Origin of the sequence: Rhizobium sp. NZLR1b, from assembly GCF_019685155.1 — a bacterium.
Lineage (GTDB): Bacteria > Pseudomonadota > Alphaproteobacteria > Rhizobiales > Rhizobiaceae > Rhizobium.
Map to the genome: position 1 here is coordinate 55330 of NZ_JABDWC010000025.1, position 19645 is coordinate 74974.

A 19645-nucleotide genomic window follows, 5' to 3' on the forward strand; every position below is an offset into this window, starting at 1 on the left:
GCCAAGGAGACACCATGCTCGACGCCGCCCTCATAAAAGAATGCGCCGACTCTTCTCTCAAGCCCGCTATCGTCGAGCAGTTCGTGATGGCTGCGGGTTCGGCTGATCCCCTCGCCGTCACAGTCAAATCGGGGGGCCGATTGGTCCTCGTGCCGAAAGCGACGTCGGCAGAAGAGGCGATGGCGACCGTTCGGCAATATGCTGGTCAGGCGGTCGTCCGTGTCGGCCTCACACAGTTTCCCGCAGGCGTTGGCGTCAAGGAACCAGCGGATCTAAAGCCGGACCTCGTCGATGCCTGCCAAAACCTCCGCAAAGGCACGGCAATGTTCGCCAAGGTCCTGAGGATCGTTGCGAAATGGTATGGCAACCCGACAAGCAAAGACGTTTTCCCGCAGATCTTCGAGGATGCGGTCTACGCATGGAAGACCGGCGAGTTCGAGGGCGTGAGCGTGTTTCAGGCGGAGGATCCGGGAACACCGGTTGAGGCGTCGCAGCAAGATAGGGAGGAGATCCCTGCCGAGGAAGACGACGCCCGAGCGAGACCAGGGGAGAAACAGCCAGAGGCGGCGCAAGATGTCGATCGCGCCGGGATACGGATCGATCTGTCCCGCATCGGCGGGAATTGATCCTCATTCCGGCAGTGCATAGCGTGTCAGGATGGCTTCACCGCCTTCGATGGCAATCTCGACCACTTCATTCACGATGCCTTCGGAGATGGCGAGTTCTTGCAGAACAGCCGAGAACAGCTCCCGCTGCAGTGCCGGCAGAACCTGGGGAACGATGATGACAAGGCCGGCGTGCAACTCCTCCTTTGCGTAGAGTTTTCTGAAGTCGCGCGCGTTGTTCGTCACGAAGGTGAAGTCCTCCGCGACGATCCGAGGCATCAGATCCCAATCGGTTTCGCCGCTCAGGCCCAACCAATTGATGTGAAAGCAATCGTGGCCGTGATCTTGCGCCACGGCCACGAGCGATGTGTGGAGGCACTCGTCGATGAGGAACTTCACAAAACCGTGCCCGAGGGTTTCCGGGAACTGGCTGTGGTGAGCTGCAAACGCTTCAGCGACTTCACCTTCAGCCCCTGTTCCGACAACTTTTTCGGCCGCCCTCGGGCGGGGTGGGCTGCAGTCCAGATCTCGGCGAGTTCCACCATGCGCGCTGTGACGGAAGGATAGCCCTCGACAATTTCCGCGGTGCTGCCGCCTTGCAGTTTCATAGCAGCGATCATTCGCACCGGAACACGAGTTCCTTTGAAGACCGGCTCGCCGCCTGCGACGCCCTTCACCGCCTGAATCTTTTGTTCGGCTTCTCGAAGCGCCTCTGCGCGGGCGGCCAGTTGCTCCCGCGCCCGCGCCACGTCGACAATCAGGTAGTCGTCAGCTCTCACCGTTTCCGCATCGGGATTCTGGTCAATCGTATCGAATAAGCGTTTGCGACGCTCGGCAGACAGGATCGATCCTACGCCGTACCAGAGCTTGAGGCGCAGTAGATCCTCGTCGGAAAGTTCTCGGCCTTCACGGCCGAAATGTGCCTCGATGATCCGCTTATCGATTGCATTGTGCACCGACTTTACAGCAATCCCGCTAAGAGCTGCGGCTTCGGCGGGGGTGTAGGCTCGTACGGCGATGGCCATAATCATTCTCCTTGCAGAGAATATATAATCTAGGCGACGCCTATCGTAAAGACCGACGGTGATCTTCCCGTTTGTCGCCACCTCACCATGGCAGCTTCACTTCTTCTCCGGCCGCCGTTTTAGCAAATCAGACGCTTCGATTTGTAAAACTGTCGCCAAGCGATCCACCACGTCGATACTTGCATTGTATACGCTGCGTTCCAGAGAACTGATGTAGGTACGGTCGATAGCTGCTCGGTGCGCAAGTTCTTCTTGCGACAGGCCTTTTGCCCGGCGCGCAGCTTTAAGGTTTCGCGCAAATACCTCTCGAATCTCCATGATCGAGAGAGCAGCGGCTTGCAGAGTATTTCACCACGGAGTATTCTCTACAAATCCGTTCTGTATGTAGAATCAAGGCGCGGCGGCAAAGGCTTTCTTCTGCGGGTGGTGAACCGCTCCGAGATTTCAACTCCCCTCTCAGCCCATCGGAATTTGGTATCCGACTGAAAGTGTGTACGATGCGAACTAAATCTCGGTTCCTGGCGGCGGCAAAATAAAGATAGAGGAGACAAGGATGAACAACGCCGGCTCATCCGAGGCAGACGAAAAGACCGGCAGAGGATGTCGCTACAAGTCGATGCAAAAATCGGAGTTAGAGGCGTTTGCTGTTTCCGTGATCCGCGAGCACCGCCAGCTGCTCGAGTCCGATCAAGCGGTTTATGAGGAGTGGCTGCGCGCGAGCCGCGATCCTTCGACCTCGGGTTCGGTGCTCCAGACCCTTCAGGACGAATATATCGCACGCCAAAAGAAATCCCTGATCCAACTGGAGGAACTGTCCGAAATCACAAATGTGCTCGGTTACATCCCCGATGTTCCGTTGGATGGAAACAATTGAATGCTGGGTGTTTGGTCAGCCTGTACGCTATCTATCATTCTTACTCCTCTTTGAAAGCCCGCGCGACCTGATCCATGAATGGCTTCGTCAGGTATGCCAGCGCCGTCCGCTCGCCGGTCTGTATAAAAGCCTCGACAGGCATGCCGGGAACGGGCGTGACTTGGCCAAGCCGCTGCCATTCACCATCGGAAACCTTGGTTCGAACAACATAATAGCTGAGGCCCGACCGCTGATCGGTCGTCAGGTCCGCTGCCACACTGGTCACGACACCATTCAGCTCGGGCGTATTGCGCTGGCTGAAGGCAGAAAATCTCAGATGCACCGCCTGCCCGATGTTCACCTGATCGATATCGGTCGGCGAAAGCTTGACTTCAGCAACAAGCGTATCGCGATCCGGGACGATCTGCATGATCGCTTCTCCCGGGGCGATGACGGCGCCGGGCGCGTGGACGGCAAGCTGATGCACGATGCCACCCTGCGGCGCACGAATGTCGATGCGTTGCAAGTCATCATCGGCAGCGACGAGGCGCTCGGAATATTCCCCGATATCTCCCTCGGCTTGTCGAAGCTGGTCGGAAACCTCGCTACGCTGGTCATCATCGATCTGGATGATCTGAAGCTCGGTTTCCGTAACCTTGCCCTTCGTCTGCGCCTCCGTCGCGACGAGGCTGCCGAGCTCGCCCGTCAGGCTCGCGGCCTCCCGCTGCAGCGCGTATACCCGGTTCGCCGGAACGAGCCCTTGATCGAACAGGCGCTGCAGGCTTTCCAGCTCCTTTTGGATCAACGCAATCTCCTGGCGCTTGCCGGTTTCCTGGGCGACCAGGCCCTCGGCTTCCTGCCTAAGCTGCTGGATCCGCTCGCGCAATTGCGCCTTGCGTCCCACCTGCGATGATCTGCGGTCGGCAAAGAGGCGTTTCTCGCCCTCGATCGAGCGCGCAGCTTCAGGGTCGTCGGCTTTCGCCAGCAGCTCTTCCGAAAAAGCGATCGACTGCGCGCCGTCGCGTTCGGCTATAAGCCGGGCCGTCCTTGCGGCAAGCTCGTTCAGGCGCTTTGTGACGATAGCGAGGTTGGCGCGTGTCTGGGTGTCGTCCAGATGAATGAGGATCTGTCCTGCCTCCACCAGACCGCCATTCTTGACGAATATCCGGCCGACGGTGCCGCCCTTCTGGTGCTGTACCGGCTTCACATAGGTGTCGACGACGACCGTTCCTGAGGCGATCACGGCGCCGGAGAGATGCGTGGTGGCAGCAAGGCCACCCATCACGCCGCCAAGCAGGACGACGACGCTAAGAGCGGCGACCGTCAGCTTGCGGATGGCGCGTTCCGCTGATGGCGCTCCGATCTCTCTCATGTTCCCGTCTCCTCGCCGCCAACCAGCAGACGCATGGGCTGCGGGGTCGGCATGGCCGGCCGCGCCGTGGTCTTCTTCAGTACCTCGTCCTTCGGACCGAAGGCCTGCATCTGGCCATTGCCCATGACCAGGACCTGATCGACTGCAGTGAGTGCACTCGGCCGGTGTGCGATCACAATCGCAATCCCTCCCCTTGCGCGAATGCCAGAGATTGCTTTCGTCAGAGCCGACTCGCCATCGGCATCGAGGTTGGAATTCGGCTCATCGAGTACGACCAGAAAAGGCTCGCCATAGAGTGCGCGAGCAAGCGCAATACGCTGGCGCTGGCCGGCCGAGAGCACCGATCCATGTTCTCCGACCTTCGTGTCGAACCCATCGGAAAACTGCACGATCATGTCGTAGACGCCCGCCGCCCGCGCTGCGGCGATGATGGCCTCGGAGTCGGCACCCGGATCGAAACGTGCGATGTTCTGGGCAATCGAGCCATCGAAGAGCGAAACGTCCTGCGGCAGATAGCCGAGATGGCGGCCGAGTTCGCGCGGATCCCATTGGGCAAGAAGCGCCTGGTCGAGCCTCACCGCGCCGCCTAAGGGCAGCCAGAGGCCTGTGATCGCGCGGGCCAGCGTAGACTTTCCCGATGCACTCGGGCCAATGACCCCGACCGCCTCGCCTGCCGAGACCTTGAAGGAGACTCCCTTCAGTATGAGATTGCGGCTGCCGGGGGCAGCGATCTGCAGGTTCTCGACGGTTAAGCTTTCCCGCGGCCCCGGCAACACGACCTCGCGCTGTTCCGACGACATGAGCGTCATCAGCTTCGTCAGTCGTGCCCAGCTTTGCCGGGCGGCAACGAAACTCTTCCATTGCCCGATGGCGAGTTCTACAGGCGCCAGCGCCCGGCTTACAAGGATCGAACTTGCAATCATGATGCCGCCGGTTGCCTCCTGGCGGATCACCAGCAAGGCCCCGACAGCGAGAACACCCGACTGCAGCATCATGCGCAGAATTTTCGAAGCTGTCGCCAATCCGCCGATGACGGCGCTGGAGGCGATGTGGTTCTCAAGATAGCGCCGGTTAAGATCGGTCCACCGCTCGCCGATGAAATGGCCGAAGCCCATCGCGAGGACAGCCTCCGAATTTCGCTTGGTCGCTTCGGCAAGGGTGATGCGCTCTGCAGCAAGCTTGGCGGCTTCTCTTGCCGGCTGCCGAGAGCGGACTTCCGTGAGCATCGTCAGACCGATGAGCATGAGTGCTCCGACGAGCGCAGTCACCCCTATCCAGAAATGGAAGAGGAAACACAGGAAGAGATAGAAGGGCATCCATGGCATGTCGAACAGAGCCGTCGGTCCCTGTCCCGATAGATAGCCCCGGACGGTGTCGAGATCGCGCACGCACTGTAGTCCATCGCCCGACATCTGCATCCGGGACGGCAACAGGATCAGAGAGCCATAAACGCGGTCGCCGAAGCGCTCGTCAACCGCGGTGCCCACTCTGACGAGCAGCATCGACCTGATCAATTCCAGAATGCCCTGGAAAACGAACAGCGCGGCAGCGATGATCCCGAGCCCAACCAGGGTCGGTAGGCTGCGACCTGGAATCACCCGGTCGTAGACTTGAAGCATGAAAAATGAGCCGGTCAGAGCAAGGATGTTGATGAAACAGCTTGTGAGCCCGACGCCGAGAAAGGCTTTTCGAAGCGAAGAGAGGACCGCCACAAGAAAAACTTGTGACGGCTGTTCTGTAGACTTGTTCAAGACGATTTCCCCATAATCACGCTGCGGCTGTGAAGCGGAAATCGTCCTGGTGCAGACTTGTCAACGCGACATTCTTCAGTGTTATCGACGTATTGGCGTCGTGGGTGATCACCGTGTCTGCTCCGACCTGGCTGGCGGCGGCCAGCACTGAGGCAAAGTCAGCGAAGATATCGGTGCCGACGTCAATGATATCGACGCTCTGCGCTCCTGCCACGAAATCGTTTATGGTGTCGTGACCGAAATCCGACCTGAATACGAACGTATCGTTTCCATCGAAGCCAATAAGTGTATCGTCGCCCGGCCCTGCGTGGATGCTGTCGGCGCCATTTGTCCCGGCGATAGTGTCGCTGCCTGAGGTACCCCCGACATATGAAATTTGGGACCTTAGATAAGCTCTGTCCCATGTCGTCCCGTCGGCGAACACGACCTTCTCGATGCCGTTCTGGTAATACTCATCGAGGTTGGACTTGAGCAGGATGCTGCCGGCATCGCCCGCACCCGCCGCACTCTCGGCAATGACCAATGTCACGTCGTTGTCATTGCGCACCAGCGTCACGTCGGCGGGGTTGATGTCGGACAGCACCAGCCGGTCGTCGGTATCCCACATGCCCGAGTCCGTGATCGTGTCATTGCCGTCGCCGCGAGCATAATAGATCGTGTCGTTGCCCCAGCCGCTGTCGATCGTGTCGTTGCCGGTCCCGCCGGTGATCGCGTCATTGCCATCCCCGGCATTGATCGTGTCGTTGCCAGCGCCGGCATTGATGATGTCGGCCGCGTTGAAGCCGGTGATCACATCGTCGCCCGACGTCGATGCCTGGGCCAGCAGGGCTGCCCGCATCGTGTCGCGCGTCCATGTCGTGCCGTCGGCGAAGACCACCTTCTCAATGCCGCTTTGATAGTACTCGTTGAGATTGCCTTTAAGCAGAATGCTGCCGGCATCGCCCGCACCCGCCGCACTCTCGGCAATGACAAGCGTCACGTCGTTGTCATTGCGCACCAGCGTCACGTCGGCGGGGTTGATGTCGGACAGCACCAGCCGGTCGTCGGTATCCCACATGCCCGAGTCCGTGATCGTGTCATTGCCGTCGCCGCGAGCATAATAGATCGTGTCGTTGCCCCAGCCGCTGTCGATCGTGTCGTTGCCGGTCCCGCCGGTGATCGCGTCATTGCCATCCCCGGCATTGATCGTGTCGTTGCCAGCGCCGGCATTGATGATGTCGGCCGCGTTGAAGCCGGTGATCACATCGTCGCCCGACGTCGATGCCTGGGCCAGAAGTGCTGCCCGCATCGTGTCACGCGTCCATATCGTGCCGTCGGCAAAGACCACCTTCTCAAGGCCGGTCTGATAGTACTCGTTGAGATTGCCGCTGAGCAGAATGCTGCCGGCATCGCCCGCACCCGCCGCACTCTCGGCAATGACAAGCGTCACGTCGTTGTCATTGCGCACCAGCGTCACGTCGGCCGGGCTGATGTCGGACAGCACCAGCCGGTCGTCGGTATCCCACATGCCCGACTCCGTGATCGTGTCGTTGCCGTCGCCGCGAGCATAATAGATCGTGTCGTTGCCCCAGCCGCCAATGATCGCGTCATTTCCCTCTCGACCGACAATATGATCATCACCGCCGCCACCTATGAGAACGGTTGACAAGCCGTCGCCGTAGATCACATCCGGGCCATCGGTGCCAACAAGTCCCTCAACTGATGGGCTATCTAAAAAGTTTAAGCCGGGCGCTAGTCTTGCGATAAATCCTTGAACAATTTCGCTGGAATAGTCGTTCACATTTGCCGCGGCGACAAAACGGCTCAAGAACAGTCGCTCATTCCCTTCATAGATATCGAGCCGAAAATTGGCTAAAGCATAAGCTGCTTTATCCCAGTATTGCTCACCCGCAATAGCATCGTCTGGCGCTTGAAATTTTAAAACAGCAACAAGAATATCCAAATCACCATTCAATCGGTCGCTGTTTGGGTCGTATTGGAATAGTACAAACGGCGTATAGGGATTCTGGTTTACTGTCTCAGGCGACACTCCCAATTGCAGTAGAGATGGTGCTATTTGCGAAATAAAGCGCGCTTCCATGGAAGCAACTATTCCCTCATACAATCGTTCGTACTGATTAGCCGACGCAGCGTTAGGCCGGGATGGATAACCAGTCGCCACTTGAGGATCGATGCCAAAATACTTGTAAACTAGCGCCAAATGCCGAGCATCGATGAAATCCCCCGCGGAATCTCTTTGAACTCCGTCGACGCCGGCCCACATTTCGACCAGTTCGACAAATCGCGCTTCAAAATCGTTGCTCGATAGAGAACTGGAGTCCAGGACTAGCTGCTTTGCTGTTAAAGCGAGGGCATTGTTCAACGATGCTGATACACGAAAATCAGATAGCAATCCGTAGGCGTCGATCTGAGGTAAAATTAGCGCCAAGCCAGAATACACCATGTCGTCAGGCAATTCCTGACGAGATAGTTGCGTATCTGTCAGGAAATCCACCTGCGCTATTTCTCGCTCGACAAGTTGGTGTGTCGTAGGATCCAAGCTTGTAAAGCTCGATGTCGAAACAATAGTGTTGCCGCCAAACGAGATGCCGGAAGTCACTGCTGCCAAATTGATCTTTGTGATACCGAGGTCATCAAGCGAGAAGATTTCAGCGGCGCTGGATATGCCGTCGCCGTTTCCGTCCACCCACATACTTAAGGAACTAAACGCGGTGTCTCCGCTATCGATAAGACCATCGTGGTTAGTGTCATATGAGGAGAGTTCATCAAATCCATTTCCGCCGGTCGAGCCGATTATATGCTCCGATTTGACTGACCCAGAATCTCCGGGGTCTCGGATCAATATCCCTTGTCCCGCCCCTACCCAGCCCGTTTTCTCCCGAAAACCGTCCGCACCAAAATCGAAATGTGCTTGGCTCTGTTCCAAACTAGTTAGAGCAATTCCCGTTCCTGAAAGATCGAAAATTAAGGGGTCGCGCGGCAATGGCAGTGCGTCGGGCAACCCTGGAGGAGGAAGTGGATCCAGAAGACCGGTAGTCGGTTGTCCAAGAGGCCCTTGACTGGGGGGCGACGCAGGCATCTCCGGCCCATCGGGAAAGTTGTGATCGTACCAGTCTTTGAAATCTTTCCACGATGGAAATTCTACATATCCTCCCCCTTCGTATACGTCGCTAACGCCACCGCCCACGCTTAAATTGACATGCCCTGACGGGAAGTCATAAAGCGCAGACCATGACATACCTGGCGTTCCGGTTATCGAGGCGGCACCTACTGCGGCGTACGGGGACCAACCATTCGACCAACTCCAAGATGCTCCGCCGGCTGCTCCCGCTCCTGCTCCGACTTGAGTGAAAAAGCTCGTGGTGAAACTGCCGTCTGTTCCTATCCCCGCTGACCAACCAAACGTCCAGTACTGCGCATAGAACCCTCCTCCAACAGGCGGTGCATCTGACATGTTTTATCTCCCAAGGTTGACCATGCACAACTAAGGCCACATATTCTGACCGAACTTGCCTGCAGGCGTAGAACATTCGCTATGCTGAAGAACGTGAGAATGGAAAGTAAATGGCCGCAGTCTTTGTGTTCATGGCGATACTGTTGTTCGGTGTAGTTTTCGTACTGATGGTCTCAACAATCATCAAACATCGAAAAGAAGGAGGTATCCCGGCAGCAACGCTTAAGGCGCAAGCTAAGATTATTTTTCCTCTAATGGCGATTTCTATGATTCTTATCGTTTTGGCTGATCTCAGCAGAAGAGGGCTCTAATCTCGCGACATTATTCTATAGTATCAATAGAATGCCTTGCACGCTGCTGTGTGTTTTCCGGCGCTTGTGTTGCCCTTTATGGTTTCCGCGGGGGCAGATGCAAGAAAATTGCCCCCATACAATCCACCGCCTGAGATCGAGTAGTCATAATTACGCAACTTTAACGGCATTTTTATTTGATTCCAAGAATAACGCAAGGTCAAAATTAAGAGGTCGCCAGCGAAAAATGATGTCCTGTTTAATTGGAACATGGCAGCTCGCCCGGCCTGATGTTGACCGCTGACTGGACATTGAGGCTCGTCGGGATGATCCATTCCACGACCCGATCGAAGGTCTCCGCGAGGTGGAACCGGGATAATCTCGAGCTGGTCGACCCCGGCCACAATCACCATCGGGATTAATGGTAGCGAGATGGCCTTCGGTGGATGCAAGCGGGCCTCCACCTCGGCTGCAGGACGTCCATGGTCGTCTTCTCATGGGCGGATGCGACGAAATGGACGAGGTCTCGGGTGGCGGGACATGCTGAATTGCTTGGCGGATCGAATCACTTTCGCATACCACAACGGCGACGGAGCAATCCTCAAGGGCAAACCGTAGACTTCGTCATCAGGCTGCTAGATGAGCCCGTAATCTTTTGCGATCGCGACGAGTTGCGGGACAGTGGCCGCTTCGAGCTTCCGGCGGGCGCTATCTAAATAGTGCTGCACTGTTCTTGGGTTGATTCCAGTTAGCATTGCGGTCTCGAAGGCTGACTTGCCTTTGGCTGCCCAAGTCACGCATGTAGATTCTCGAGGCGAAAGGATACGCCTTGGACCAAGGGGGATATTTGCTGCAATGAATCGCAACCGATAGTGGATCACCGTCAGAGCCTGCACAGCATCAAGCGTGTGCTCTAGCGCACGGAGATCTGTTCTTGCCTCCGATGTCGCAAACGTCAGCATCATTTTGGATCCAAAACTGCCGTCGGCCCCGATCGTGACGCCGCAACGGACCCCGAAATCGATCGCTTGGTCTCTGAATTTCCGAAGTTCGGACATGCCCCGTACCGACCAATCGTCGGCAGACCATGCGAAAGCCTCGCGTCGGCGCTTCGCTTCAGTGACCACTGGATCGATGCTCGAATGCCGCCTTGCCAAATATGTCTGCTGCCATTCGTCAGTGTAGTTGCTGAATGCGCGTATTTCCACGCCAGAAGCATCTATATAGGCATATTTCTCCAGCCCGAACTCGTTTCCATAGTTCCTAAGCGCAGCTTTGATCGATACCTCATCTCGCGATGCCTCAATCGTATCGATCAAATTTCTAAGTGCGTCATTCAATGCCACCTCCACACGTCCGTCGTGATGAGGCAGGCTGAGCTCTTGCACTGCCTCAATCTAGGAGCCCTTGACGATTCCTCGCAAGGCTCCTGTCGCGTCGTCCGAACATGCAGCGGGACTACAAGGAGATAAATCCCCCAAACCGGTACCCCTAATTTGAGGTGCCAACATGAGGCGTGATAAGGTTCAAGTGTACGGCATGAGCTATCGCGGCCGACAAAGTGGGGCAACCCAGCTTGTAGCGTGCTGACTTCAGATATCCTCGGGCGGTGTGTTCCGATAGTCCCAGGATTTTACCGATGTCTTTGCTGTCTTTGCCGCGTGAAGCCCAGTGAAGGCACTCGATCTCTCTGGTTCCTAGCGCCGGAACGGGATCATTTTCGCCATGAAGTTCGAAAACCGCTTTCCGGTGCAGAAGAAAACCTAGCTCGGTCCACTCACGTAGGAATTGCCGTTCTATCGGTGTCCACTCATCGTCACTCTTTTGAGAGTTGATCGACAGAAGCGACCGGCGCGATTTATCAACGATCGGTATTGATACGCCGTTGCCGCCGATTCCGTGCATTTCGGCATCGACCAAAAACTGATGTGCGTCGTCAGGAATTTCGATCTCGCGCCAATCAAACGGCAACTGACGAGAGAAGCCCTCTCGAATGATTGGGTCGACGTTGACGTAGTCATTGAGGAGGTAGCGCGAGACCCAGCTATCGGGGTAGGTGGTTCTGACAAACGGGGCATCGATATTGTCGACAATGGTTCTAGCGAGGTGAAACGTGACGAAATCCACCGGATAATGCTGCTGGAATGCGTCCAAAGCGGCGGCCACTGTCGGTGCGTCTTTCACAGCGCTGGAGGCTTTTGGATAACTTGGCGAGTATTGATTTTCCTGCATGCTTCTTTCTCTGCAATAATAACTTTCGGTGAAGGGTGCTCACATAAAATCGTCGAGCCGACTGCGAAATGCAACCCCGGAGAGCTGAAAACTAGAAAATATGGCGGCTTCCGCTATCTTTGGATGTGCTTTCCGTGCGGGTGGCGGCGCCCTCACCGACCATCCAGAAATGGCCAGCAGAGGCCGCTACTGCTGGTAGCCCGAAGGAAAAATGATATCCTGATCAACCAGGACGTTGAACTTGTAACCCGGGTGAATGCGAATCGTCGGCTGAACGTTGAGGTTCTTCGATATGGTTTGTTCCGCTACCCGGCCAAATGACTCGGCAAAATTCCGTCTTGCTGCATCCGAGGCCGTGTCCTGCGTCGCGAGCGTCGAACTCTCAGGCATCGACATATCGATACCCGTCCCGATGATTGCCACCAGGGCTGCAGAACCGAATGTCCTCCAAAGATGGCGGTCGACCTTGTCCTGGAATCCACCATACCCTTCGGCGTCCGTGCCGGCCATGCCGCCGATCTGCAACGTGGACCCATTCGGGAAAATGAGGTCAGTCCAGACCACGAGAACGCGGTCCTGGCCGAAGGATACCTTGGAATCGTAGCGGCCGAACAGCTTTGCACCCTGCGGGATGAGAAGGCGGTAGCCGGTCGCGCTGTCGTAGACATTCTCGCTGACCTGAGCGGTAGTGCGCCCTGGCAGGTCGGAATTGAGGCCGGTGATCAATGTCGCCGGGATGACCGAACCGCGCTTCAATTCATTGGGTGACATCTGCGGCACCACCTGGTTTGGCAGGTAGCCGAGATCCTTGATGTCCTGATTGAAGAAATCCTCTTTCGATGTCTGCCCGTTCTGATCGACGTTTTGTCCCACCAGTCCGGATTTCATGGCCGCGGCATAAAGGTCTGAGGCACTGTTTGCTACGGCATTTGTCGGCTGGCGGCCGCTGTCATTGGTGGAGTTTGCGGCCTTCTCGACATCGGAGATGTCGACCTTCAGCGGCGAATCAAGCGCCGTCGAACGAGCCTGGAGACGCGCCATCCGTTGCCGCTGCGCCTCGCGCATATATTGCTCATCCTGCTCTCGCTTCAGCCGAGCCTTCCATTCCTCTTCGGATTCGAGCCTTTGTCGACGGTCTTGTCGCTCCTCTGGTCGGCGCTCGACGACCGGCTCGTGCTTTTCCTCTTTCTCGATGACGACCGGTGTCGGTTGGAACACCTCCTGCTTTTCTGGGTCACCGATAATACCGTCCGTGACACCCCGCTTAAGCTGGTCGCCGAAACTGGTCGCAGGGCTGTTGGAAGCACCCTCAATGTCGCCACGATTGAAGGAAAGCCCGCGCAGCGACAGACCAATCACAACGACCCCGACGAACAGCACGATGACAATGATGGCGACGATGATCGGTAGGCGGTTGAGCCGCCGCATGCCCTGCTGATCGTCGGCTTGGCTCGACGTGCCAAGCTGGAGCGACTGGACCATGTTAATCTCCGTCAGTTGCGCTGCATGATCGAAAGGGGACTGGCCGGCGCAGCACCCGCCGCCGTCGGCGTGTAAGCGCGGCCAAGAGCGATGGAAGGCGTCGAGACCTGTACCAGCACCTGCCCGTCGAAGCCCTCGATTGCATAAGCAAGCTCGACCGGCTTGACGTCTTTGGCGACTTTGCCGTTCGTGACGACCGTGTAGCCCCATCCCCTCAGGGCCGCCTCGAGGGCGGATGCGAACTCCGATGTGTCCGTCTCCATTTTGATTGTGGTCGTAGCACCTGCCGGGCCGATCTGTTCAGCCAGACGGCTTGCCACGTCGCCGGCGATGGCGCTTGCAGCCGGTCCGGTGACGGCCACAGGGGTCGAGCTGGTGGTGAGTGCGTCGTCGGCCGTTTGGCAGCTGGAGAGCAGCGCGACCGCGATGAAGAATGCGAATAGCTTCCGCATGGTTCAGCCTCCCCGCCGGATGGTGATCTTCTGTTGCCGCCAACCGACACCGGAAACGAGGATCGCCTTGTCGATCGCATAGTCGACGGTCATCATGTCGTTCTTCATCCGGTAATTGACGATGCGATTTTGACCGCCGGAGACGACGAAGAGGACAGGCGCGTCCTGGCCAGAGATCGACCTCGGGAACTGGATGTAGGTCTTCACCCCGTCCGAATAGACCCGTTTCGGTTTCCACCGAGCACCGCCGCTGATCGAATATGAAAAGTTCAGTTTGTCAGGCGCGGTGCCCGGAATGCCACCGGTTTCGAGACGGGCATTGATGTCGGCGAGCTTGGTGGACACGTCTTCCGGATATTCGAAACCAATGCGCGCCATGTACTGGCTCGGATGGGATTTGAGCTGGATATGATAGGTGCGCCGTGAGGTCGTCACGACCATTGAGGTGAGAAGGCCTGGCTCCGACGGTTTGACTATGAGATGGATCGCCTGTCCGCCTGTGGCCCCCGAGGTGGCCGGCTCCACCTTCCAACGCACCGTGTCGCCGACCATGACATCGCGAACGATCTCGCCACCCTGAAGTTCGATGTCGCAGACCTGCAGCGGCGAGCAGACGACGGAAGGTTGCGTTTCGCCGAACAGGAAGATCACCTTTCCGTCGGGTCCCGTCGTGACCAGTCCCGGCGTGCCGCGCCACTTCCTGGAAAGATTCGTTCCCGTCACCTCGTTGCTCGTCATGCTTTGCGCCTGCGCGCCCGCCGCAAGCAAGAGTCCGGCCATGCAGCCGGCGGCTGCGATCAATCCCGTTTTTTTCATTGAAAGAATCCCTGCCCTTAAAGCTGTGCCGTCCAGTCAAAATCTCGGACGTAGAGGCCGATCGGATTGAGGCGGATCGTCGCCTCATCCTGTGGCGCGGTAAGCGTCACCGTCGCGATGCCGCGGAAGCGGCGTGTGCCGGTTTCCTTGCCCTTGCGGTCCCGTTCGTATTCCGTCCAGTCCATCTGATAGGTCTGGTTCGACAGCGCGACGATGTTGTTGACTTCGATGGCAATAGTCGAAGACTTTGCCTTCTCGAACGGAGAATTGCCCCGGAACCAGGCGTTGACCTTCTCCGTCGACGGATCGGAGGTGCGAAGAAGTGCGTAGGTGCGGTCGATATATTGCTTCTGCACCACCGCATCCGGCGTAATCGAGCGAAAGCTTGTGACGAAGTTGCCGAGTGTGGCGCGCACCACGCGGACATCGGCGTACTCGATCTGCTCCGGAAAGCCTGCCGTGACCGCCGTCCCCAGCTTGTCGACCTCGACGATGTAAGGCACCAGCCTCACCTGCGTGCTCAGATACATTGCGTAGCTGAAGCCGATGACCGCCATGACCAGGCCGAGGATACCAACAATGCGCCATGCGGCTGCGGCCTTCACATAGGAGCCATAGCGTTCGCTCCATTCCTGGCGGGCGGCAAGATACGGGTTTTCCGGGGCGCGGTTCGCTGCCATTTATTCTTCCCTTGTCTCGATTACGGTTTGTCGTTGCGTTCGGGAGGAGGCTTCGGTCCGCTATGACCGCCGCGCTGTTGATCGAGCTTGGCGTTGGCCAGTCCTAGAATGGACCCGGCATAAGCGCCCGGAGAACCGATTGCCTTTTCCTTCGCGGCAGATCCGGCTGCTTGCGCGCCGGAAGTGAAGCTCGCGCCCACGCCGCGAAGAGCAGCACTTGCAGCGGATGAACCGCGAGCTCGTGCGGCTTGCGCGGCCGCAAAGCCCGCGCCGGCGGCGCCGGCGGCGAGGAAGCCAGCACCCGCGGCGAAAGACGCCGCCTGCCCGCCGTGGCGGATCGCTTCCATTCCTCCGGACACCGATGCGCCCTGGACAACGCCCTGGATGATGTTCGGGACATACATTGCGATGATGAAGACGACGACGGAGATACCGGCGATGGCCAACGTGGTGACGAACTGATCCGACGAGGCAGTCGGAGCTTGAGCGAGGCCAAGCAGGACGTTCGATCCGATCTTGGCGATCATCACCAAGGCCATGAGCTTCATGCCGACGCCGAAGGCGTAGACGAGGTATCGAATGGCGAAGTCTTTCGTGAAGGACGAACCACCCAGCCCGAGCATGATCATGCCGGCGAGCAAGCCGACATACATTTCGACCATGACCGACACGAAAATAGCTGCAACCAGCGAGAAGGAGATGACAACGATGCCCATTGCCAACACCGCCGCGATCGCAAGCGCATTGTCTTCGAACACCCCGAACTGTGCTTGTTGCGACATTTGGGAGGCGACGCGGATGCCGGCGTCGAACACCTCAGCAGGTGAAGCTGAACCACCGCCGGCGCCAATCTGGAAAAGGCTGTCGACCACTGCTCGCGCAAAGGTCGGACCTTGGGTCAGAACGAATGCAAAGAACCCGATGAACATGATCCGCCGCACCAGTTCAGCGAACCAGCTGTCCAGCGAGGCTGACTGGATCGCCAGCCAGACGGCCGCAATGCCTATCTCGATTGTTGCGAGTATCCAGAACAGGGATCTCGCCGCCTCCATGATCGTGGTTTCCCACCCCTTCGCAGCGGACGAGACCTGGTTTTCGAGTTCCGTGAGGACCTGCCCCTCTTGCGCGAATGCGGGGACAGCATAGGCGAGGAGAAAGAGTCCTGTAATCAGGGAAGAACGCGCACCAGTTACCTTCACCATCTCGGGCGCATCTCCTGACCTTCCTTGATCGGTGGCAGCTCCTTGTCGGAGCTGAAGAATTTTTCCCGAACGGCGCGCTGTTCTTCGGTCAGCGCAGGTTTTCCTGTGTTTCGGGAATTGACGATCAGCATTGTCGCTGCAGACGATGCAGCGGCGACAGCCAACAGCAAGGCAATCAGGACAGGGCGGCTCACCAGCGCGGCTCCATTTTCTGGCCTTCCGGAACGCCCTTGACCTCAGCGTTGAAGAACTTTTCCCGCCGCGCCTGCGCCAGGTCCTTGTCGGTCTGCTCCGTCTGCAGCCAGGTTCCCATCATCGTCATCTGCTGCGAGACGAGCCCACGAAGCTTCTGCATCTGGGCAACCTGTTGAGCGGCAATCTCGTGGCCGACCTGCAAAGCCTTCATCTGCCCATCGGCGGTTTCGGACATCGACCGCAGCGAGGACATCGTATCTTCCTCGCTCTCGAACTGGTCGGCCGTGAGGCTCGCCGCTTTCAGCGAGCTGGCGATCGTGTCGCGGTTGGTGTTCGACCAGGATTGGTAGGTCGAGGAGAACGTTACGTTGCTCGGCAAGTTGGTCTTGAGATCGGCATAACTCTGAAAGCGCTGCTGAAGAACGTCGTCCGCATTCCCCATCGAAAAGGCGATACCCTGTCCCTGGTCGACGATACTGCGCAGCTGGTTGAGATCGCTTTCGACCTGCCCCCAGACATGGTCAGGAAGCTGCGCAGTGTTTTGTAGCATGTTCTCGTAGATCTTCAGCTGGTTCTGGATCTGCTCTGCAAGCTGGCTGATCTGGGTCAGCTGATTGTCGACCTGGATGCCGGAGCTTTTCATGAGATCCACGAGCTGCGCATTGTTGGCGAGCTGCGTCCATTCCGTCGCAGCGCCGGTGGCTGTACCGGCTTGCACTGAGCCTGCAGCTCCTATTGTGAGAGCGGCGGCCGCCAAGCAGGCGAGCCATCTATTCGAACCTGAGTAGCGATGCGGCATCGTGAACTCCTCTCGTTTCAAGCCAGTGGATCGGCCAGTCGTGGCCATGTTCGGATTTCAGTGTGCGGATGCGTTTGAGGTCCTCTTTGCCCGACGCGCCGACAAAGCTCAGCGCGATCGGCCCAAGCGACATGTCGAAGAGCCGCCGGCCTTCCGGCGTGGCGACGTAGTATTCGCGCTTCGGCATGGCGGTAGCGACGATCTCGATCTGCCGCTCGTTGAAGCCGATGCGCTCGTAGAATTCACGCGTCCCCGACTCGCGAGCGGCGCCGTTTGGGAGGCATATCTTTGTCGGGCAGGATTCCTTTAGTACGTCTATGATCCCGGACCGCTCGGCATCGGAGATCGATTGGGTCGCAAGAACGACGGCGCAATTCGCCTTGCGGAGCACCTTGAGCCACTCGCGAATCTTGTCGCGGAACACAGGGTGGCCGAGCATCAGCCACGCCTCGTCGAGCACGATCAGGCTCGGCGACCCATCCAAACGCTTTTCGATCCTCCGGAACAGGTAGGTCAGCACTGGCACGAGATTGCGCTCGCCCATATTCATCAGCTGCTCGATCTCGAAGGTCTGGAACGCGCCGAGTGTGAGGCCGTCCTCCTCGGCATCGAGGAACTGGCCCATCGGGCCATCGACGGTGTAGTGATGCAATGCGTCCTTGATCTCGCGCAGCTGCACGCCGCTGACGAAATCCGAGAGCGATCGACCGGATGCGCTCGCCATCAGTCCGATCTGTCGAGAGATGGCGTTACGATGATCGGGTGTGATGGTGACGCCCTGCAGGCCGACCAGCATCTCGATCCATTCCGTCGCCCAAGCCCGGTCGGCATCACTTTTGAGTTCGGACAATGGGCAAAAGGCCAACGCCCTCCCCTCTTCCGCATTGTCGCCGCCGATCTCATAGTGATCGCAGCCGGCTGCGAGCGTCAGGGGCAGAAGTGAACTGCCTTTGTCAAAGGCGAAGATCTGCGCATTTTCGTACCGGCGAAACTGTGCGGCGATCAGGGCGAGCAACGTCGACTTGCCAGAACCGGTCGGCCCGAAGATCAGTGTGTGGCCGACGTCATCGACATGCAGGTTCAGACGGAACGCCGTCGATCCGCTCGCAACCTGCATCAAAGGCGGGGAATTCGGCGGATAAAACGGGCATGGGGAGATCGGGCTTCCGGACCAGACCGAGTTCAGCGGAATCAAGTCGGCGAGATTGCTGGTGTTGATCAGCGGCTCACGGATGTTGCAATACCAGTTGCCCGGCAAACTACCGAGATAGGCGTCGGTGGCGTTGAGCGTTTCGATCCGCGCCCCGAATCCTTCCGCCTGGATCAGCCGGCGGATCGCTTCGGCCTTCTCCTGCAGTGTTTGGCGATCGCTGTCGAACAGCACGACCACGGGCGTATAATAGCCATAGGCAACCAGCTGCGACGAGGCCTGCGCGATGGCATCTTCGGTCTCGGCCACCATGGTCATCGCGTCCTGGTCGACGGATCGACTTTGTGTCTGGAATATCTGGTCGAAGAACGGCCGGACCTTCTGCTGCCATTTCTTGCGTGTGCGTTCGAGCTTCTGTCGAGCTTCGTCGGCATCGAGAAAGATGAAACGTGACGACCACCGATAGGTGAGCGGCATCAGGTCAAGGCTGTTCAGAATGCCCGGCCAACTTTCGGCCGGCAGACCGTCGATCGCAACGACGCCGAGGAAACGGTTTTCGACCTTTGGCGTCAGTCCGTGTTCAAGCTCCGCGGTGGCGATCCAGTCGAGATACATCGGAACGTCGGGAAGCCGGATAGGATGGCTTTCCCCGGTGGTGCAGAATCGGGCGAACTGCAGCAGCTCGTCATATCGGGCAATTCGATCCCCTCCCCTTTCGACCGTTTCGCGGGTTTCCATTCGCCGGATCGAAAGTGTGTTGGCAAAATACTGCTCAAGCTCTCGCACCGCGTTCTTGAACACGAAGAGCACCGTGTCCGCGTAGGACTTCTTCCGGCTCTCCTCATCCGAATAGATGTATTTGCTGAGTGCAGTCTTCTTGGACTCGAGCGGCCGGTAGGTTAGGATCAGCGCATGCTTGCTCTCGAAATGCCCCTGCTCGCGCGCGAAATGCGCCCGACGCTCGGCGTCGATCGCGCGGGTCACCGGATCGGGGAAATGGCAACGGTCTTCCGACGGATAGTCGACCGTTGGAATGCGGATGGCCTCGACCTGGATCATCCACCCGCTTCCGAGCCGCGACAGAACGGCATTGATCTGCCTCGACAGCTCGTTGCGCTCGAGGTCGGTCGCGCTTTCGGAGTCCGGGCCAGCGAAGTACCAGCCGGCCATCAGACTTCCGTCCTTCAAGAGGAGGACACCATTGTCGACGAGGCCGGCATAAGGAACGAGATCGGCGAAGGACGGGCCGGTCACCCGGAAGCGTTTGAGAGCTACCATGGCCGCCTC

19 protein-coding genes are annotated in these 19645 nt (G+C 58.0%); 3 read left to right on the forward strand and 16 right to left on the reverse strand.

Annotated features, from left to right (window positions below; translation table 11 throughout):
* Nucleotides 1–14 precede the first annotated feature (14 nt).
* On the forward strand, nt 15–626 hold the full coding sequence (locus HJB84_RS27255) for a TraH family protein (protein ID WP_221117443.1): 612 nt from the start codon (nt 15–17) through the stop codon (nt 624–626).
* 3 nt (nt 627–629) lie between these two features.
* Here the strand turns inward: HJB84_RS27255 and HJB84_RS27260 are convergent, their stop codons facing one another.
* The 3 genes from HJB84_RS27260 to HJB84_RS27270 all read right to left on the reverse strand — a co-directional run bounded on the left by HJB84_RS27260 (nt 630) and on the right by HJB84_RS27270 (nt 1948).
* The gene (locus tag HJB84_RS27260) at nt 630–1004 is read right to left on the reverse strand and encodes a DUF5615 family PIN-like protein (protein WP_221117444.1); all 375 of its coding nucleotides are present in this window, start codon (nt 1002–1004) and stop codon (nt 630–632) included.
* On the reverse strand, nt 1001–1630 hold the full coding sequence (locus tag HJB84_RS27265; protein WP_221117445.1) for a DUF433 domain-containing protein: 630 nt from the start codon (nt 1628–1630) through the stop codon (nt 1001–1003). Before HJB84_RS27265 ends, HJB84_RS27260 begins: the two co-directional genes overlap by 4 nt.
* Nucleotides 1631–1726: 96 nt before the next feature.
* The gene (locus tag HJB84_RS27270) at nt 1727–1948 is read right to left on the reverse strand and encodes a helix-turn-helix domain-containing protein (RefSeq protein ID WP_221117446.1); all 222 of its coding nucleotides are present in this window, start codon (nt 1946–1948) and stop codon (nt 1727–1729) included.
* A 235-nt stretch (nt 1949–2183) separates the two neighbouring features.
* Between HJB84_RS27270 and HJB84_RS27275 the strand changes: the two genes are divergently transcribed.
* Nucleotides 2184–2504, forward strand: coding sequence for a transcriptional repressor TraM (locus HJB84_RS27275; RefSeq protein WP_221117447.1), 321 nt, complete (start codon nt 2184–2186; stop codon nt 2502–2504).
* Between the two features lie 40 nt (nt 2505–2544).
* Here the strand turns inward: HJB84_RS27275 and HJB84_RS27280 are convergent, their stop codons facing one another.
* From HJB84_RS27280 to HJB84_RS27290, 3 genes are read right to left on the reverse strand one after another with little or no spacing between them, the layout of a single operon-like run.
* Nucleotides 2545–3855: an HlyD family type I secretion periplasmic adaptor subunit gene (locus tag HJB84_RS27280; RefSeq protein ID WP_221117448.1), complete on the reverse strand. Its 1311-nt coding sequence runs from the start codon at nt 3853–3855 to the stop codon at nt 2545–2547.
* Nucleotides 3852–5606: a type I secretion system permease/ATPase gene (locus HJB84_RS27285; protein WP_221117449.1), complete on the reverse strand. Its 1755-nt coding sequence runs from the start codon at nt 5604–5606 to the stop codon at nt 3852–3854. The genes HJB84_RS27280 and HJB84_RS27285 overlap by 4 nt, the downstream gene beginning before the upstream one ends.
* Nucleotides 5607–5622: 16 nt before the next feature.
* Nucleotides 5623–8844, reverse strand: coding sequence for a calcium-binding protein (locus tag HJB84_RS27290; RefSeq protein ID WP_221117450.1), 3222 nt, complete (start codon nt 8842–8844; stop codon nt 5623–5625).
* A gap of 326 nt (nt 8845–9170) precedes the next feature.
* Between HJB84_RS27290 and HJB84_RS27295 the strand changes: the two genes are divergently transcribed.
* Complete coding sequence (locus HJB84_RS27295; RefSeq protein ID WP_221117451.1) at nt 9171–9371, forward strand: hypothetical protein; 201 nt, start codon at nt 9171–9173, stop codon at nt 9369–9371.
* Nucleotides 9372–9985: 614 nt separating this feature from the next.
* On the opposite strand, the gene HJB84_RS27300 is transcribed toward HJB84_RS27295, so the two are convergent.
* The 10 genes from HJB84_RS27300 to HJB84_RS27345 form a co-directional block, all read right to left on the reverse strand.
* Nucleotides 9986–10696, reverse strand: coding sequence for an autoinducer binding domain-containing protein (locus HJB84_RS27300; RefSeq protein WP_311044133.1), 711 nt, complete (start codon nt 10694–10696; stop codon nt 9986–9988).
* Nucleotides 10697–10841: 145 nt separating this feature from the next.
* Nucleotides 10842–11582, reverse strand: coding sequence for a LuxR family transcriptional regulator (locus HJB84_RS27305; RefSeq protein ID WP_221117453.1), 741 nt, complete (start codon nt 11580–11582; stop codon nt 10842–10844).
* A 186-nt stretch (nt 11583–11768) separates the two neighbouring features.
* A complete protein-coding gene (gene trbI, locus HJB84_RS27310; protein ID WP_221117454.1) occupies nt 11769–13064 on the reverse strand; it encodes an IncP-type conjugal transfer protein TrbI in 1296 nt (431 codons plus the stop codon).
* Between the two features lie 11 nt (nt 13065–13075).
* Complete coding sequence (gene trbH, locus HJB84_RS27315; RefSeq protein WP_221117455.1) at nt 13076–13516, reverse strand: conjugal transfer protein TrbH; 441 nt, start codon at nt 13514–13516, stop codon at nt 13076–13078.
* Between the two features lie 3 nt (nt 13517–13519).
* Nucleotides 13520–14332, reverse strand: a complete 813-nt coding sequence (gene trbG / locus HJB84_RS27320) for a P-type conjugative transfer protein TrbG (RefSeq protein ID WP_221117456.1) — start codon at nt 14330–14332, stop codon at nt 13520–13522.
* A gap of 17 nt (nt 14333–14349) precedes the next feature.
* Nucleotides 14350–15012 (reverse strand): conjugal transfer protein TrbF, encoded by a 663-nt coding sequence (locus HJB84_RS27325; protein ID WP_221117457.1) that lies wholly within the window; start codon nt 15010–15012, stop codon nt 14350–14352.
* A gap of 20 nt (nt 15013–15032) precedes the next feature.
* The gene (trbL, locus tag HJB84_RS27330) at nt 15033–16214 is read right to left on the reverse strand and encodes a P-type conjugative transfer protein TrbL (RefSeq protein WP_221117458.1); all 1182 of its coding nucleotides are present in this window, start codon (nt 16212–16214) and stop codon (nt 15033–15035) included.
* On the reverse strand, nt 16208–16345 hold the full coding sequence (gene trbK / locus HJB84_RS27335; RefSeq protein WP_405049118.1) for an entry exclusion protein TrbK: 138 nt from the start codon (nt 16343–16345) through the stop codon (nt 16208–16210). The genes trbL and trbK overlap by 7 nt, the downstream gene beginning before the upstream one ends.
* Before the next feature lie 59 nt (nt 16346–16404).
* Nucleotides 16405–17208 carry a P-type conjugative transfer protein TrbJ gene (trbJ, locus tag HJB84_RS27340; RefSeq protein WP_221117460.1) on the reverse strand — a complete coding sequence of 268 codons (804 nt, stop codon included), beginning with the start codon at nt 17206–17208 and terminating at the stop codon, nt 16405–16407.
* Nucleotides 17180–19636 (reverse strand): conjugal transfer protein TrbE, encoded by a 2457-nt coding sequence (locus tag HJB84_RS27345; protein WP_221117461.1) that lies wholly within the window; start codon nt 19634–19636, stop codon nt 17180–17182. Before HJB84_RS27345 ends, trbJ begins: the two co-directional genes overlap by 29 nt.
* Nucleotides 19637–19645: the final 9 nt, after the last annotated feature.

Bases quoted from the DNA above. Each gene is read 5' to 3' on its own strand.
- HJB84_RS27255 (WP_221117443.1), top strand. From the start codon at position 15: ATGCTCGACGCCGCCCTCATAAAAGAATGCGCCGACTCTTCTCTCAAG.
- HJB84_RS27265 (WP_221117445.1), bottom strand. From the start codon at position 1,630: ATGGCCATCGCCGTACGAGCCTACACCCCCGCCGAAGCCGCAGCTCTT.
- HJB84_RS27270 (WP_221117446.1), bottom strand. From the start codon at position 1,948: ATGGAGATTCGAGAGGTATTTGCGCGAAACCTTAAAGCTGCGCGCCGG.
- HJB84_RS27275 (WP_221117447.1), top strand. From the start codon at position 2,184: ATGAACAACGCCGGCTCATCCGAGGCAGACGAAAAGACCGGCAGAGGA.
- HJB84_RS27280 (WP_221117448.1), bottom strand. From the start codon at position 3,855: ATGAGAGAGATCGGAGCGCCATCAGCGGAACGCGCCATCCGCAAGCTG.
- HJB84_RS27290 (WP_221117450.1), bottom strand. From the start codon at position 8,844: ATGTCATGGTCTGCGCTTTATGACTTCCCGTCAGGGCATGTCAATTTA.
- HJB84_RS27295 (WP_221117451.1), top strand. From the start codon at position 9,171: ATGGCCGCAGTCTTTGTGTTCATGGCGATACTGTTGTTCGGTGTAGTT.
- HJB84_RS27305 (WP_221117453.1), bottom strand. From the start codon at position 11,582: ATGCAGGAAAATCAATACTCGCCAAGTTATCCAAAAGCCTCCAGCGCT.
- trbI (WP_221117454.1), bottom strand. From the start codon at position 13,064: ATGGTCCAGTCGCTCCAGCTTGGCACGTCGAGCCAAGCCGACGATCAG.
- trbH (WP_221117455.1), bottom strand. From the start codon at position 13,516: ATGCGGAAGCTATTCGCATTCTTCATCGCGGTCGCGCTGCTCTCCAGC.
- trbG (WP_221117456.1), bottom strand. From the start codon at position 14,332: ATGAAAAAAACGGGATTGATCGCAGCCGCCGGCTGCATGGCCGGACTC.
- HJB84_RS27325 (WP_221117457.1), bottom strand. From the start codon at position 15,012: ATGGCAGCGAACCGCGCCCCGGAAAACCCGTATCTTGCCGCCCGCCAG.
- trbL (WP_221117458.1), bottom strand. From the start codon at position 16,214: ATGGTGAAGGTAACTGGTGCGCGTTCTTCCCTGATTACAGGACTCTTT.
- trbK (WP_405049118.1), bottom strand. From the start codon at position 16,345: ATGCTGATCGTCAATTCCCGAAACACAGGAAAACCTGCGCTGACCGAA.
- trbJ (WP_221117460.1), bottom strand. From the start codon at position 17,208: ATGCCGCATCGCTACTCAGGTTCGAATAGATGGCTCGCCTGCTTGGCG.
- HJB84_RS27345 (WP_221117461.1), bottom strand. From the start codon at position 19,636: ATGGTAGCTCTCAAACGCTTCCGGGTGACCGGCCCGTCCTTCGCCGAT.